Source organism: Enterococcus cecorum DSM 20682 = ATCC 43198 (genome assembly GCF_000407565.1).
Classification (GTDB): Bacteria; Bacillota; Bacilli; order Lactobacillales; family Enterococcaceae; genus Enterococcus_E; species Enterococcus_E cecorum.
The window spans coordinates 846,168-863,223 of record NZ_ASWI01000004.1 but is presented as its reverse complement, the minus strand read 5'-3'; the positions used below and the strand labels follow the sequence as shown (position 1 = coordinate 863,223).

Genomic DNA, 17,056 nt, shown 5'->3' with positions numbered 1-17,056 from the left:
CCTTTTATCAATAAACCTTTTTATATAAAATTAGGCATTTGTTTTAACCCGCATGTTTCGTCTAATCCTGCCCATAGGTTAAAATTCTGAATAGCTTGACCACTTGCACCTTTGATCAAATTATCAATCACAGCGACAAGCGTTAAGATGCCTGTACATTCATTATAAATATAACCAATGTCACAAAAGTTCGAACCAATCACTTGATGTAAATCTGGCAACTTTTGATGATGATTGATGCGAACAAAATATTTATCAGCATAACAATTTTCATAAGCTGTTTTAATATGTGAAAGGTCAACATTTTGTTTCAATTTAACATAAGCTGATACAAAAATTCCTCTAGAGACTGGTATAAGACTTGTCGTGAATTGGATACTTTGTAATTGATTGTCAAACTGTTGTAAGAATTGAATGATTTCAGGTATATGCTGATGTTGATTGACCTTGTACATACTCATATTGTTATAAACATTCACAAAATGACTGCTTTGGCTCAATCCTTTGCCTGCACCTGATAATCCTGATTTTGCGTCCACAATAATCGAATCCGTTCGAATAATTTGAGCTTTGACTAGTGGTGCTAAAAGTAAATTAGTTGCCGTGGCATAGCATCCTGGATTGGCGATGAGCATCGATTTGTTTGTTTGAAATTCAGGTAAAGAATAATTGGCTTGCATTAAAATATCTGGATTAGCTGGTTCTTTTTTATACCATTTTCGATAACTTTCCCCATTTTTTAATCGTAAATCACCCGAAAGATCAATTACTGGAAAGCCGTTATCTACAAAAGGTTTAACTAAATCCTTACTTACTCCAGAAGGTGTTGCAAAAAAGACAAGATCATTTTGAGCCATGATATTTTTTGCATCGAATGCTTGAATTTTCGCATTTAATGGTAAAAAATGAGGAAATTCTTCTGTTAAGTAGGATGCTTTCTTCCCACTACGATGAAGGGTTCCGATTTCTAAATAGGGATGTTGTTCAATAAGACGCATTAACTCCACACCCGTATAACCAGTTATACCTACAATTGCTGCTTTCATCCAATCACCTACCCCACTAAAACTTTCGCTATTTTATCTAATGCAAAATCGACTTCTTCTTGACTGATTGTTAAAGGAGGCAATAACCGTAAGACATTTTTACCGGCTTTTAAAGTAAGAACACCTTCTTTTTCAAGTTGAAGCATCACATGTTGCAATACATATTCATCTGTTAATTCAATTCCTATCATTAAGCCTTTTCCTCTAATATCTATCAGTTTATTAGATTGAATATGCGCTAAACCATCAAAAAATTGCTGACTACGCATTTTAACATTTTCTACTATTTCAGCAGATTGCACATAATCTAAAACTTGATTAGCAACACTTAAAGCTAATTTATTGCCTCCGAACGTACTTCCGTGACTACCAGGAGAAAAAGCATTGGCATATTTTTTATTTGCTAACATTGCGCCCACCGGCAATCCATTGGCTAAAGCTTTTGCACTGGTAATAATATCAGGAGTAATACCATATTGTTCATAAACAAATAACGAACCGCATCGACCAATCCCTGTTTGCACTTCATCCACAATAAGCAAGGTGCCATTTTGTTGGCAAAGATGTGCTAATTCCTTTATCCACCCTTGATAAGCGACATGAATCCCACTTTCTCCTTGGATTAATTCCACAATCACCGCTGCCACTTTCTCATCTAAGGCTTCTTTTAATTCATCAATTTCATTGAATGGAAAGTAAGCCACATCTTGTAACATCAAACCAAAACCTGCCTGAATGTTAGCTTGTCCGGTCACACTCATTGAACCAAACGTACGACCATGAAAAGATTGCCAAAAGCTAATAATTTTATTACGACCAGTTGCTTTTTTTGCTAATTTAATGGCGGCTTCATTGGCTTCTGTCCCACTATTACAAAAGAAAGCCACATAATCTTTTTGATTGGCTAATTTACATGCGACTTGCTCTTGAATCTCACTATGATATAAATTCGGCATATGCCAAATATTATTGATTTGTTGGAGTAAAGCTTTTTTTAATTCAGGATGATTATGTCCTAGATTTGTAACACCAATCCCACTTGTTAAATCAAGATACTCCTGATTATTTTGATCATAAACTTTACAACCATTACCTTTTATAATTTCGAAATCTTTTCTACTATAATTTGGAAATAACCAACTCATAACCAACACTCCCTTGCAATGTTGTGTATAAATATACAACATTATTCCGCTTTTTTCAAGTGTTTTATGTATATTTTTACATTATTATCTGCAGAAGTTGTTAATTTTTCTAGAATATTTGGGTATTTAGTTAAAATTATGCATAAAAATAGACTAGTCTAAAAAACTAGACTAGTCTAAAATCGTATAATTATTCTTCTGTTAACGATTCGGTTTCAAAGGATAATTGATTATTTTGCAAAGTTACAGTCACTTTACTTTTTGGCATCACCTTACCGGCAATAATTTCTTTGGCAAGTGGTGTTTCAATTTCTTTGGTAATATATCGTTTTAATGGTCGAGCACCAAAAGAAGGTTCATAAGCATTTTGTGCAATATATGTTTTGGCTTCATCGGAAATGCTTAATTCGATTTCTTGGTGGTTTAGTCGTGTAGATAATTGTTGAACCATCTTATCAACGATTCCCTTCACATCTTCTAAACTAAGTGGGGTGAATAAAATCGTGTCATCAATACGGTTTAAGAATTCAGGTTTGAAGTGCATTCTTAAAGCTTGCATAACTTGATCAGAAACTTCTTGTGGGATAGTTCCTTCTTCAGTCACTCCTTCAAGTAACAATTGTGAACCGATATTTGAAGTCATAATCAATACGGTATTCTTGAAATCAACTAAGCGACCTTTAGAATCTGTCAATCGACCATCATCTAATACTTGTAATAAAATATTGAAGACATCTGGATGAGCCTTTTCAATTTCATCCAATAAAATAATTGTATATGGATTACGACGAACAGCTTCCGTTAATTGTCCTCCTTCTTCATAACCTACATATCCTGGAGGGGCTCCAACTAAACGAGACACTGAATGTTTTTCCATATATTCACTCATATCAATTCGTACCATATGTTCTTCAGAGTCAAATAAGTTCTCTGCTAGAGCTTTGGCAAGTTCTGTCTTACCAACCCCAGTAGGACCTAAGAAGAGGAATGAACCTAATGGGCGATTTGGATCTTGTAAACCAGCACGAGAACGTAATACCGCATCACTTACGGCATCTACGGCTTCGTTTTGACCAATCACACGTTGATGCAAGGTTTGATTTAATTTCAATAATTTTTCGCGTTCGCCTTCAACTAATTTTGTCACCGGAATACCTGTTAAACGACCGACAACAACCGCAATTTCATTTTCAGTCACGGATTCTTGAACCATTTTTAATTGATCAGAATCATTTTTACGTTCTAATTCTTTTAATTCTTTTTCTAATTGTGGAATGGTACCATGACGTAACACAGCTGCTCGTTCAAGTTCATAATTGTTTTCAGCATCTTCTAATTCATGGCGAACACGTTCAAGTTCTGCACGTTTATTAGAGATGGCATTTACTTCTTCTTTTTCAGTTTCCCATTGCAATTTCATTGAATTTACTTCTTCACGTAAATCAGCTAATTCTTCTTGCAAGTTTTCTAAACGTTTTTTAGAAGCATCATCGGTTTCTTTCTTCAAAGCAGCTTCTTCAATTTCTAATTGCATTAATCGACGCATCACTTGGTCTAGTTCCGTTGGCATAGAATTCATTTCAACTTTAATATTGGCACAAGCTTCATCGACTAAATCAATCGCTTTATCCGGCAAGAATCGGTCAGTAATATAGCGGTCTGATAAAGTTGCAGCGGCTACTAATGCATTATCGTGAATATTTACACCGTGATGTACCTCAAATCGTTCTTTCAATCCACGTAAAATCGAAATCGTATCTTCAACAGTTGGTTCTTTGACTAAAACTTTTTGGAAACGTCTTTCTAAAGCTTTATCTTTTTCCATATATTGACGGTATTCATCCAAGGTCGTGGCACCAATCGTATGCAATTCACCACGAGCAAGCATTGGTTTTAATAAGTTACCGGCATCCATACTACCTTCTGTCTTACCTGCACCAACAATATTATGGATTTCATCGATAAATAGAATAATTCGCCCGTCAGATTTTTTCACTTCATCTAATACGGCTTTCAATCTTTCTTCAAATTCACCACGATATTTAGCCCCAGCAATTAATAACCCCATATCTAGTGAGTAGACAGTTTTATCCTTTAAGTTTTCAGGAACATCTTTTTTAACAATACGTTGGGCTAAACCTTCAACAATCGCCGTTTTACCAACACCGGGTTCACCAATTAATACTGGATTATTTTTGGTTTTACGAGATAAGATACGGATGACGTCACGAATTTCTTCATCACGCCCAATGACAGGATCCATATTTCCTTCTTTGACTTTTTGTACTAAGTCAATGCCGTATTTTTCTAATGCTTTATAAGTTTCTTCTTGATTTTGTGATGTCACGCGATCACCCCCACGGATATTTTCAATCGCATCCTTAACATCTTTTTCAGATAGTTGATGTTGAATCAAATACTGAGTTAATGGATGATGTTTTAATTTCATTAATGCAAGAATGACGACCTCAGTTGAAAGATATTCATCTTGGAATGCTTCTCTAATCTTATCTGCTTCAATAAACAATTGATAGAGATTTTGGCTAAAACTTTGGCCATAAGAAACATTACTCCCTTCAACTGTAGAGATTTTATCTAATTCTTGGTCAACTTTTGCTTCAAATTCATCTACATTGATACCTAAATCTTTATAAAAATTTGCCCCAAAATGATCAGTGTGCAAGAAAATTTTCCATAAATGTGCAATATCGATTTCTTGATGATGTCTAGTCATTGCAATTTGTTGGGCTTGAGCAATGGCTTGTTGCATTGTCGTTGTCATCTTTTCAATATTCATAACTCCATTCCTCCTATCGTTGAATGAAATAATTGATTACTATTGATGTACTTATTTATTCCTTTTTCTTAAGTACACATACAGTATAATTCAAAAGTCGATGAAGTTCAAACCAAAAGTTAGCACTCTTAATATATGAGTGCTATTTTTAAACTTTCTTAATATTTTTTGTTCAAAATACTATCGTGATTGATGGTTTGATAAAAATATTTTCGGATATCATCAATATTTTCATATTCTGCCATTAACCACATCAGTTTTGTTACGACTGCTTCAAACGTCATATCATACGCTTCTAGTAATTGAAAATCTTGTTTCACTTTCTTACCAACTTCATAAACTGTCATATCACTACCCTCATTGGTTACTTGTGAACTAACAATCACTAAACGATCCTTTTGATATTTATTCATCAGCTGATAAAAGCTCGCAACTAAGCTCTCTGGTATACCGCCAACACCAAAACTTTCAAGGATAATGCAACGATAATTTTCGAATGCAAATGCTAGTACTTTTGCATCTAGTCCTGGGGTAAGCTTTAAGGTAATTAAGTCTTCTTGCAATTGATGGTAAAATTTAGTTGGTTGAACAAGTGGTTGAGTTGGAATATAGCGGATAATTTGTTGATCTAAAATCACCGCAATATATGGAAAATTGATACTGGTGAAAGCATTATAACTTTTCGCTCGGACTTTTTTTGCACGGCTTCCAACAATTACTTTCCCATCAAAAACAATAACCACTTCTTGCGATAAATCATCACAAGCGTAAATAAAGCTATCTAATAAATTGACTTTCGCATCAGTGCTATCCATATCAATGGGTTTTTGTGAGCCGGTTAATACAATAGGTTTAACAGAATCTTGAATTAAATAAGATAATGCAGCTGCGGTATAAGCCAAGGTATCTGTACCATGACAAATGACAAAGCCATCATAAGTGGTATATTTTTCCTCAATCGTACGTGCTAATTCCAGCCAGTGTTTAGGGGTCATATTGGTACTATCGAGATTGAATAAAGCTAAGGTATCTACTTGACAGATTTCTTGTACTCGAGGTATGTAGGTCAATAATTCTTCAGCAGTGATTCCTGGTGTTAAACCATGTTGCGATTTTTTAGAAGCGATAGTACCGCCAGTAGTAATCATCAATATCTTCTTCATCTTGTTTTCCTTTCAACGAGAAAAATAGCGAGTGTGCAATGTAAAACTATGCATACAACACTCGCTATGACTTCATTATTTTGCATTTAATTCAGCAATTTTAACAATAACATCGGTAGCCTTTTGCATCGCTTGTAAAGATACAAATTCAAAACGTCCATGCATATTTTCGCCACCAGCAAAGATATTAGGTGTAGGAATTCCTAAATAAGAAATTTTAGAACCATCAGTCCCTCCACGAACAGGTTCAATCACCGGTACAATCGCTAATTCTTCCATCGCATTCTTAGCCAATTCTACAATGCTCATGTCTTTTTCGATTACTTCACGCATATTGTAGTATTGATCGAATAAGTTTAATTCAACACGTTCTTGATCATATTTTGCGTTGAATTTTGCAACTAAATCAACGATAAATTGTTTACGTGCTTCGAATTTTTCACGGTCATGATCACGAATGATATAAGACATCTGAGCTTCTTCAGGCGTGCCAGTGAAGCCGTGTAGATGATAAAATCCTTCATAACCTTCCGTGTGTTCAGGTACTTCTTCTTGTGGAAATTCGTTTTGGAAATCAATAGCCATTTGGATGGCGTTAATCATGGTATCCTTGGCTGTTCCTGGATGGACATTTTTACCGTGGAAAGTTAAATCAGCTTGAGCCGCATTAAAAGTTTCAAATTGTAATTCACCTACTGGACCGCCATCCATAGTGTAAGCAAAATCAACATCAAACCCTTTTGCATCAAACTTATCTGCGCCAACTCCGATTTCTTCATCCGGACCAAAAGCAACACGAATTTTTCCATGTTTGATATCAGGATTTTTGATTAAAATTTCCATTGCTGTCATAATTTCTGCAATACCAGACTTATCATCCGCCCCAAGTAAAGTTGTACCATCAGTCGTAATCAATGTTTGCCCAGCATAATTTTTCAAATTAGGAAAATCAACGGTATTTAAAGTATATTTTCCATCCTTATCTAATTGGATTGTTGAATGACCATCATAATTTTCAACAATTTGCGGATTTACATTGACTGCATTGAAATCTGCGGTATCCATATGGGCAATAAAACCAATAGAGCGTACCTCTTTATCAGTATTACTAGGTAGAGTGGCTGTTACAAAACCATTTTCTTCATTATAATAGACATCTTGCATTCCTAAGTCGGTCAACTCTTTGGCTAACTCATGGGCAAAAGCTACTTGTGTTTGGGTTGATGGTGTCGTTGTACTCATCGGATTAGAACGAGTCTCAGTTTTAACATATTTTAAAAATCTTGGTAATAAATTAGAATACATAATAAAACTCCTTTATATTATTTCAAATGGATCAGTATTAACGGTCGAAACCATTAAATCAACCTGCCATTTATTTGCTGTTTTCCATTGTTCATATTTTTCTTTCAACTTATCTGCAAAAAGAACTTCAATATGATGACCTGGATCAAGAACAATTAATCCTGACTCTTGCATATCGTGAGCCGTGTGATAATAGACATCTCCTGTAATATAGACATCCGCTCCTTTGGCTAAAGCATCTCGATACAGTTTTTCCGCACTTCCCCCACAAATCGCCACTTTTGAAATAAGTTGTCGCTTGCTTATGTGGCTTGCTTTGATAACTTTCAAATGCTTTAAATGAAAAGCTGATTTTACTCGATCGATAAAAGTTGATAATTCAAGTGGTTCAGCTAAATGACCAATCCTTCCAATCCCTTCAACTTTTGTACCGTTTGAAGCCGGATTTAAATCATAAACTTCAAAAGCTGGTTCTTCGTAAGGATGGACGCGATACATTGTTTGTAAAACACTCGGCAAATATTGATTTTCAACAATAAATTCTACCTTTTCTTCAGCAACAATGCTCAATTGCTCAGCTTGCCCAATAGTTGGATTGGCTTGTACAGATGGGATAAAACGTCCTTGTCCGTTACTAGTATAACTCATGTGATGATAATTTCCTAACATTCCAGCTTTAGCTTCTCCTAAAGCTTGACGTAGCTGATCAGCATGTGTTCTTGGGACATAGACAATCAATTTTTTAAGGGATTTTGTCTGTGTTTTTTGTAAAATCTCTACTTCATTTAAGCCGAGTACTTCACAAAACCAATCGTTCAAACCATCTGCTACCACATCTATATTGGTATGGGCGACATAAACGTTGATGTGATTTTGTAAGATATCTAAAAACATTTTTGACTGTGGATTATTATCCGTCAATTGATTGATGGGTCTGAATATTGGTGCATGTTTGGCAAAAATCAGGTCAGCGCCTATTCTGATTGCTTCTTCAACCACCTGCGGACGTACATCTAGGGTAAAAAGGACTTTTTGAATTTCCGCATCTAAAGAACCAATTTGTAAGCCGCAAAAATCTTTCTCCAAAGCTAATTCTTTCGGACAATAAGCTTCAAATGGGGCTATGAATTCTCTTAGTTTCACACTAACACTTCCTCAATTAATTTGATTTCAGCTTCTAGTTCAGTCATTTTTTCCATATGTTTTGTTGTTGCTTTTTGTAATTGTTGTAAAACCTTTTGCCTTTGCTTTAATTCTCTTTGCCATTTCTTGATGAAAATCGGTGTTTTTGCTTGCATCAAGTGTGGCCCAAATAAATATTGCGCTTCGTTCAGGCTCGTTGGCTGTGATAATTTTTTAGCAACGATAATTTCATAGATTTTTTTATTTTCTTCTAATATTTCTTCAGAGATAATAGTATATCCATTGGCTACTAAATATTTTCTTAAAGTAGCTTCTCCCACATTGGGTTGTAAAACAAGTAATTCTTCACCGGTAATTTGTTCTTTGCCTTCTAATAAAATCTGTTTAATCAAAGTACCGCCCATCCCACAGATTGTAATCGTATCAATATTATCGCTTGGTTCAATAGCGAATAATCCATCTGCTAAACGGACAGTGATTTTATCGGCTAGTCCTTGTAAAGTTACTTGATGTACAGCTGATTCATAAGGGCCTTTGACTACTTCACCACAAACGGCATAACTAATTTTATTTGCCAACATTAAACGAACAGGTAAATAAGCATGATCCGAGCCGATATCCGCTAAACGAGCTTGATTCGGGACAAATTCACCTACTTTTGCCAGTCGTTTAGATAATTGTTGTGCATTCATTTTTTCATTCCTCTCACATTTATGGATTGCGACGATTTTGGCCAATCATCATAATTTCTTGAGACAAATAGGCAATACGTTCCATGATACGCATCGCTTTAATTGGTTCTTGATCGCCCTTTTGTGTTACTGTTAAATGTCTTTCTAACTCTTTCATCGTAAAGTTAGAACTGAAAAAGGTTGGTAACATTTCCTGCATACGATATTGTAAGATAACCCCAAGGACATCATCTCGAATCCAACTACTCATGGCATCGGCTCCTATGTCATCAATCATCAAAATCGGTGCAGTCTTAATCTCATTTAATAACTGAATCATGGTATCTTTACCAATCGCTTGTTTCATCTCTACCGCAAAAGTTGGAAAATGAATTAAGGTGCTATCATAGCCATCTTCTGCTAACTTTTTGGCAATTGCTCCTAAAAGATAAGTTTTACCTACACCAAAGTTGCCTACTAAATATAATCCCTTAACAAAAGTAGATTGTTTTTGTTCATATTGTTGGATGAAATGGGCAGCTTGTTGTATTGCTTGGCTACGACCATCAGTAATTTCAAATGAGGCCAATGAAGCTTCACGTAACATTTTAGGCAGATAAAAGGTTTTGATACGTTCATTTACCTGTTGTAGTTGTTTACGTTTCAATAATTCAGGTGTAGGAGAATAAGTAACCTCAATAACATGATGTGAAATTTGCAATTTAGGCTCATACCCCGGCGCAATCATCGTGGGATCATTAGCCAAGAATTTTTCTTTCTGTTGGATATATTCATAAAGCTGACTATAACTTTTTTCAATATCTGCTTGTGTGAGTTCTGCTTGGTGTTGGTTCAAGAAACGCTGAACATCAGGATTTTCATTGATTTGTTTGACCATTTGCTGATATTCTTGAAAATAATTTCGCTTTTGAAGTATTTGTTTTAAATTTTTACCCACATCTTCCATTATTGATCACCTTCTTTGTTTAACAGTGCATCGAGTGCTTTTTTGGCAGCTGCTGTACTTTCTGGATTTTTAACTTCCTCTGGCGGATTTTTCATCCATTCAGGGACTTGCTCGGTACGCACATTACGATAATTTTGCCCCTTGCGATTTGCTTGTTGATTCCGTTGTTTATCTTTGCTTTCATCTACAATTTTGCGCACATGAATCATTGCTTGTTCTGGAAGCAAAATCTTTTTTTCTGACCAATCTGCTGCAATTGTACTTGTTAATTGGGCTGGCAAATTGGTGCGATTTTGGACGATTAAGAGATAATTAATTAAAAAATTGATCACTGGATTACTTAACGGACTGCGCTCCACTAATTCACGAACCAACCATTCCTCTTGTTTAGATGAAAAACTATTTTTAAATTGCTTTATTTCACGTAAATACTCAATCGGATAATACTCTTCACACTGAAGGATCAATTCCCAGTCCGCTTGCGTAAATCCTTGTTTTAAAAATCTCTCTTTGCGTAACTGGTTATCATCAGTTTCTGGAAGTATCGTTGCAGTATTTGAAACTTGTTCTCTTACAAGTGCTTCATGCTCAAGCGCTTTTTCATCAATTTCGCTAGTCGAAAAATTGACCGACTGCGCCAATAAATCTACCAAGGCTAGCTCGTCATAACCATAAAGCGAATGAAATAAAGCTAATTTACGACAAATCTCTTCAGTAATATTTTTTCGCTGTATAAATTTTTTAGCAGCTAAATCAAATAAAAATTGCCAATCTATTGCTACATCTTTTAAGGCTAGTTGTTCAAAATTTGGGTTATTTACTTGTGAATCAAGTTTTTCTTTGTTTTTCTGTAACTCACCTAATGTATGCGAAAGTTTTTGTTGGTCAAAGGTGTAAACTTCTTTAAAACTTTTCGTTACTTCTTTAAAACCTGCTGTCGACAATGTATGTTTCGTAAAGCGTGTCACTAATCTTTGGTAATTAAGCTCACCAATTTTTTCTAAAAGTAAAAAACTTAAAACCTCATCTTTTAAAAATTGGTTGGCCAACATTGGCATGATGATTTCATAAAAGTATTGGACAGTCTGAAATTCCTCTTCCTTGCGATAAACTTTAAGCAAACCAATGCCTTCTAATTTTTCGCGTACACTTTCTAAATGACTAATCCCTAAATCAAGTGTATTACATAAATCTAGATGTAAAAAGGCGTCATCTGATTCATATTGTGCTTGTAATAAAAGTGTTTGATATAAATTTGTTGCAAAACTGCCAATAATTGGTTGGTATAGACTAGTTAAACTGGCCCACTCATCCGCATTGATGGTTTTTTTACAATAAACTTGGTAACTATCATTAGGTAAAAGTGCCACGATAATCCTCCTTATTCCTCTTTCTTCCCTTTAGCCTTTTCGACAATTTGTTGTAATTCTTCTAAAAAGACAGACATATCCTTAAATTGACGATAGACGCTTGCAAAACGAATGTAAGAAATTTCATCGATTTTGGCTAAATCTTCCATCACGTATTCGCCAATAATATTACTTGAAATTTCAGTCACACCTTTTTCACGTACACGACGTTCAACGTGATCGACAATTTTTTCCATTTGTTCCATGCCTACTGGTCGCTTTTCAGCCGAACGAATAATTCCTCTTAATATTTTTTCACGGTTAAATTCTTCACGTACCCCATTTTTTTTGATGACTAATAAAGGTGCTTCTTCTATTCTTTCAAAAGTGGTAAAACGTTGATCACAATTTTCACATTCTCTTCTACGTCGAATCGCCCGACCATCATCAGCTTGACGACTATCAACAACTCGGGAATTTTGGTGATGACATTTTGGACATTGCATATTATTCACCTCATCTATTTTCTGATTTGATTAAATTATAACATGTTTCGCTTAAAAAGTGTGTAAAAAAAGCAATCTAATAAACGGAATTCTCGCTTATTAGATTGCAAATAAGTTTATTTTAAAGTAAAACCTTGGTCTAGTAAAAATTGCGCAAATTCTGGTCGTCTAACTATGCTGAAGAAGTCGACATTTTTTTGCGTCCATGTCGTATCAGCCTGTTGATTATTACGATTTTGGTAATAACTACGGATTTGTTCATCATAATTAGTTAGATCAGTCAGTGATGTTTGATAAGTATCTGTAGCGAGCACATTTTCTAGTGGCATACATGGTTTCATATCATTTTTACTTGCAGGGTAACCAATTGTCATCGCAAATAACGGAACAGTTAATTCAGGAAGATGCAATAATTCCTTCACGCGATATAAATCATTGCGAATGCCACCAATATAGCAAATACCTAAATCAAAACTTTCAGCAGCAATGGCCATATTTTGAGCAGCCAAAGTCGCATCAACCATTGAAACAACCATTGATTCCATATTTCTTAAACCATCTAAAGGAACATCATTTTTCTTTAATTGAACAGCGTGACGATAAAGGTCAGCTACAAAAACATAAACCACCGGCGCATTTGCCAAATGTCCTGAAAACTGCGTGATTTCAGCCAATTCATCCTTCACTTTTGGATCTTTCATTTCGATGATAGAATAAGCTTGGACGAAATTTGAAGTAGAAGCACTCTGGGCACTTTTCACTAATTCATTTTTAATTTCTTCACTGACTAAACGATTCGCATAATCTCTAACAGAAACATGATTTTGCAGTAATTCTATCATTTCATTCACTAAATTTTCCTCTTTTTCAAATATATTTTCGATTGCTTAACCAAGTATCCACTTGTTGTATCGTTTGTGTTAAATCATTGGAATTATCAAATACGACTTCAGCCAATAATTTTTTCATTTCTATGGGTAGTTGACTATCAATACGCTGTTTCGCTTCTTTTTCTGTCAATTGGTTCCTTTGCATCAGACGTTTTAATTGCTGATTCGGTGTACAGTAAACCACAGCAACTTGATCCATCCATTCATCATACCCTTTTTCATACATCAAGGGCACATCAACGATTACTAAATTTTGGTTTTGGCTTGCTTGTTTGATTGCTGCAAGGATACTTTCTTGCAAAAAGGGCGCCATTAATTCATCTAGTTGCTTTAATTTATCTGGATGATTGAAAACAAGCGCGCCTAATGCTTGACGGTTAATTTCGCCATTTTCTTGTAAGATTTCTGAGCCAAATACATTCACTACCTCATTGTAGGCTTGTTCATTTTGATCTAATAGATGACGCGCAATAATATCAGCATCAACTACAGGAAAGCCAAGATCGATAAAATGTTGAACGACACTACTTTTTCCCGTAGCAATACCGCCAGTGATTCCTAATACAAAAGCCATTATTTTCCTCTTTTCTTTTGACACTTTGGACAAAAATGCGTGCCACGTTGCGCAACTTTTATTTTTTGAATGGGCGAGCCACATCGCGGACAGGGTAATCCTTCTTGACCATAGGCATTTAATTCAACTTGGAAATTCCCAGCATCGCCTAAAGCATTGACATAGCTGCGAATCGTTGTCCCTCCCGCTTGAATAGCCTTATCTAACACTTCAATAATCGCTCGGTGCAACTCTTTTATTTCTTTAGGCTTCAATTCATTAGCGGGGGTTTCGGGATGAATTTTTGCTTGCCAAAGTGCTTCATCTACATATATATTTCCCAATCCTGTTACTAATTTTTGATCAAGTAACAGGGGCTTTATCGCTTTGCTAGATTTTTTTAACTGTTGTTGAAATGTTTTCAAGTCAAAAGTTTCGTTAAATGGTTCTGGACCCAATTTGGCAATTCCAGGATATTCTTCCACGTGATTTTTATGATACGCACACATACGACCAAATTTACGCACATCTTGATAATGTAATTGACTACCATCTGAAAAGGTGAATACTACATGGACATGCTTATTTGGCTTTGTTACCTCTGGAAAATAATGATACTTACCTTCCATGCGTAAATGTGAAATAATGACATCTTGATCCAAACAAAAAATTAAAAACTTCCCTCTGCGTTTGATTTCATGAATGGTCTGATTGCTAACACGGTGATTGAAATCGCTTGGAGATAATTGTTCAATAATTTTTGGCCAAAAGACTTCTACCTTGGATATCGTTTTGCCAATTACTAATTGACTTAACCCTTTACGAACGGTTTCTACTTCTGGTAATTCTGGCATATTCTCACCTACTTTGCATCATACCAAGTGTCTCCCCAACTACTATCCGTAATCAAGGGTACATGAAGGTCTACCACGTGTTCCATCACTTCTTTTACTAAGGCGTCTAGTTGCTCGACTTGATCTCTTTTCACTTCAAATACCAATTCATCGTGGACTTGAAGGAGCATATTCGTTTGGATATTACTTGCTTGCAATCGTTTATCTAGTTCAATCATTGCCATCTTTAGAATATCCGCTGCCGTTCCTTGAATTGGGGAATTAATGGCAGTTCTTTCAGCAAATGAACGCACATTAAAGTTTTTAGCATGGATATCAGGTAAATAACGACGACGATGATATAATGTTTCAACATAACCATCTTCTTTAGCCTTTGCGACGATATCTTGCATATATTTTTTAACATTCGGATAGCGTTCAAAATACGTATCAATATATTTTTTCGCAGCTTGTCTCGAAATACCCAAGTTTTGAGATAGGCCAAAATCAGAAATACCATAGACAATACCAAAGTTTACCGCTTTAGCATCCCGGCGCATATTGCTTGTTACTTTACTAGGATCATCAATACCAAAAACCCGCATAGCAGTAGAAGTATGAATATCTTGACCATGGATAAATGCCTCTTTTAAGTGTTCATCATCAGAAATATGTGCGAGTACACGTAATTCAATTTGTGAATAATCGGATGAATACATAACCCAATCTTCATGACTAGGTACAAAGGCTTGACGTATTTTTCGCCCTTCTTCTAAGCGGATTGGAATATTTTGTAGATTAGGATCGACGGAACTTAAGCGACCTGTTTGCGTTAAAGTCTGAATATAGCGCGTATGAATCTTTCCGTCTAATTGAATCACTTTAAGCAAACCTTCAATATAAGTTGATTGTAATTTAGCTAATTGTCGATAACTTAATATTTGCTCGATTATGGGATGCGCTGATTTTAACTGTTCCAACACATCGACAGCCGTAGAATAACCAGTCTTCGTTTTCTTAATGACCGGTAAACTTAATTCTTCAAATAAAATCACGCCTAATTGTTTTGGAGAATTAATATTAAATTCTTTACCTGCATAGTCATAAATTTTTTGTTCAATTTCAGCTAAACGAACAGCAAAATCTTGTTTCATTTGCTGTAATCTTAAAGGGTCGACACTGATACCGGTCATTTCCATTTTGGCTAAAACATCGGCTAATGGCATCTCCATATCGGTGAATAGTTGCCATTGATTTTTATTTTCCAACTCTTTCGTTAAAATAGGCACTAAACGATGTAAGGTGTCGATTTTACGAGCTAAATGTTCATAAAATTCATCTGGATGAGTAGGCAGTCCTTTTTTCGCACCTTTACCATAAACTTGCTCATCACTTAAAATTTCTGTCAAACCATAATTATGGGCCACACTGCTAATATCACTACTATTATCGGTGGTATCCAATAAATAGGCAGCCAATAAAGTATCAAAAGTAAACGAAACATTCTTTGCCCCAAATCGTGATAGCGCAATTTTTTGGCACTTCATGTCAAAAGTAATCAATTGCTCAGCCTTTTGCACATAATCAATAAATTCTGGGCTACTTAAAATATCAAGATTATCACTCACATAGATTTTTTCTGAAGTACCAAAGGCAAATCCCACAATATCTTCTAAATGATAATTTTCCCCAAGCATTTCAACATATAATGCTAACTTTTCAGCTTCTGGTAAATCATTTGGCCATTCTTGAATGTATTCATAAGTGATTTCTTCCATTTCATGATCATCCATGACCACATTCATCTTATCTAAAAATGATTGAAAATTTAATTTTCGATAGAGTTCAATTAACTCGTTTTCATTCATACCTTGATAAGCTAAATCTGCCAAAGTAATCTCAACCGGTGCTTGCACATTAATGGTCGCTAATTGTTTAGACATGAAGGCTTGTTCTTTATCATTGATCAAGTTTTCCTTCATCTTACTTGGCTTAAATTCGTCAATATGTTCATAAATGCCTTCAATAGACTCATATTGTTTTAATAATTTAATCGCTGTTTTTTCACCAACTTTAGTAACACCAGGTAAGTTATCGGATTTATCACCTGCTAGCCCCTTTAAGTCAATAATTTGCTTTGGTGTAAGGCCATCATATTTTTCGGCGATAAAAGCGGGGGTACAAATTTCTAACTCTGTCATTCCTTTGACGGTAATGTACACCGTAATCTTGTCACTTGCTAACTGTGTTAAGTCACGATCTCCAGAAACAACAATGACATCAAATCCTTCATGACTAGCTTTTGTCGCTAAGGTGCCGATAATATCATCCGCTTCATAGTTAGGAAGCTCGTATTCTTTGACACCAAATCCATGAATTAGCTGTCTAATGAAAGGCATTTGTTCTCTAAATTCACTTGGCGTTTTGGCACGTCCAGCTTTATAATCTTTAAAAATCTCCGTTCGAAATGTCGTCTTGCCAGCGTCAAAAGCCACTAAAGCATGGGTTGGTTGTTCTTGTAATAAGATCTTTTCAAACATGTTTTTGAAAGTAAAAATTGCATTTGTATATAAGCCATCTGCATTTTTAAAATTATCCATGACATTATATAGCGCATAAAATGCTCGAAATGCCACACTATTGCCATCGACTAAAAGAATTTTTTTCTGACTCACAATCACACCTCTT

General features: G+C 35.3%; 14 protein-coding genes. All 14 read right to left on the bottom strand.

Features of this window, described 5'->3' with window-relative positions:
• Window positions 1–20: 20 nt before the first annotated feature.
• On the bottom strand, window positions 21–1,046 hold the full coding sequence (argC, locus tag I567_RS10245) for an N-acetyl-gamma-glutamyl-phosphate reductase (protein WP_016252149.1): 1,026 nt from the start codon (window positions 1,044–1,046) through the stop codon (window positions 21–23).
• 8 nt (window positions 1,047–1,054) lie between these two features.
• Window positions 1,055–2,191 (bottom strand): acetylornithine transaminase, encoded by a 1,137-nt coding sequence (locus tag I567_RS10240; RefSeq protein WP_016252148.1) that lies wholly within the window; start codon window positions 2,189–2,191, stop codon window positions 1,055–1,057.
• Window positions 2,192–2,381: 190 nt separating this feature from the next.
• Complete coding sequence (clpB, locus tag I567_RS10235) at window positions 2,382–4,988, bottom strand: ATP-dependent chaperone ClpB (protein ID WP_016252147.1); 2,607 nt, start codon at window positions 4,986–4,988, stop codon at window positions 2,382–2,384.
• Window positions 4,989–5,146: 158 nt separating this feature from the next.
• Window positions 5,147–6,151 (bottom strand): asparaginase, encoded by a 1,005-nt coding sequence (locus I567_RS10230; RefSeq protein WP_016252146.1) that lies wholly within the window; start codon window positions 6,149–6,151, stop codon window positions 5,147–5,149.
• Between the two features lie 75 nt (window positions 6,152–6,226).
• Complete coding sequence (pepT, locus tag I567_RS10225) at window positions 6,227–7,456, bottom strand: peptidase T (protein WP_016252145.1); 1,230 nt, start codon at window positions 7,454–7,456, stop codon at window positions 6,227–6,229.
• A 12-nt stretch (window positions 7,457–7,468) separates the two neighbouring features.
• Window positions 7,469–8,599: a Nif3-like dinuclear metal center hexameric protein gene (locus I567_RS10220; RefSeq protein ID WP_016252144.1), complete on the bottom strand. Its 1,131-nt coding sequence runs from the start codon at window positions 8,597–8,599 to the stop codon at window positions 7,469–7,471.
• Window positions 8,596–9,291, bottom strand: coding sequence for a tRNA (adenine(22)-N(1))-methyltransferase (locus I567_RS10215; protein ID WP_016252143.1), 696 nt, complete (start codon window positions 9,289–9,291; stop codon window positions 8,596–8,598). Before I567_RS10215 ends, I567_RS10220 begins: the two co-directional genes overlap by 4 nt.
• Window positions 9,292–9,310: 19 nt before the next feature.
• Complete coding sequence (gene dnaI / locus I567_RS10210) at window positions 9,311–10,237, bottom strand: primosomal protein DnaI (protein WP_016252142.1); 927 nt, start codon at window positions 10,235–10,237, stop codon at window positions 9,311–9,313.
• Window positions 10,237–11,607 carry a replication initiation and membrane attachment family protein gene (locus tag I567_RS10205; protein WP_016252141.1) on the bottom strand — a complete coding sequence of 457 codons (1,371 nt, stop codon included), beginning with the start codon at window positions 11,605–11,607 and terminating at the stop codon, window positions 10,237–10,239. The genes dnaI and I567_RS10205 overlap by 1 nt, the downstream gene beginning before the upstream one ends.
• A gap of 11 nt (window positions 11,608–11,618) precedes the next feature.
• Window positions 11,619–12,092, bottom strand: a complete 474-nt coding sequence (gene nrdR, locus I567_RS10200) for a transcriptional regulator NrdR (protein ID WP_016252140.1) — start codon at window positions 12,090–12,092, stop codon at window positions 11,619–11,621.
• A 116-nt stretch (window positions 12,093–12,208) separates the two neighbouring features.
• Window positions 12,209–12,943, bottom strand: coding sequence for an NADPH-dependent oxidoreductase (locus I567_RS10195; protein ID WP_016252139.1), 735 nt, complete (start codon window positions 12,941–12,943; stop codon window positions 12,209–12,211).
• Window positions 12,944–12,959: 16 nt separating this feature from the next.
• Window positions 12,960–13,556 carry a dephospho-CoA kinase gene (gene coaE / locus I567_RS10190; RefSeq protein ID WP_016252138.1) on the bottom strand — a complete coding sequence of 199 codons (597 nt, stop codon included), beginning with the start codon at window positions 13,554–13,556 and terminating at the stop codon, window positions 12,960–12,962.
• Window positions 13,556–14,389, bottom strand: coding sequence for a DNA-formamidopyrimidine glycosylase (gene mutM / locus I567_RS10185; protein ID WP_016252137.1), 834 nt, complete (start codon window positions 14,387–14,389; stop codon window positions 13,556–13,558). The genes coaE and mutM overlap by 1 nt, the downstream gene beginning before the upstream one ends.
• An 8-nt stretch (window positions 14,390–14,397) precedes the next feature.
• Window positions 14,398–17,043 carry a DNA polymerase I gene (gene polA / locus I567_RS10180; protein ID WP_016252136.1) on the bottom strand — a complete coding sequence of 882 codons (2,646 nt, stop codon included), beginning with the start codon at window positions 17,041–17,043 and terminating at the stop codon, window positions 14,398–14,400.
• Window positions 17,044–17,056 lie beyond the last annotated feature (13 nt).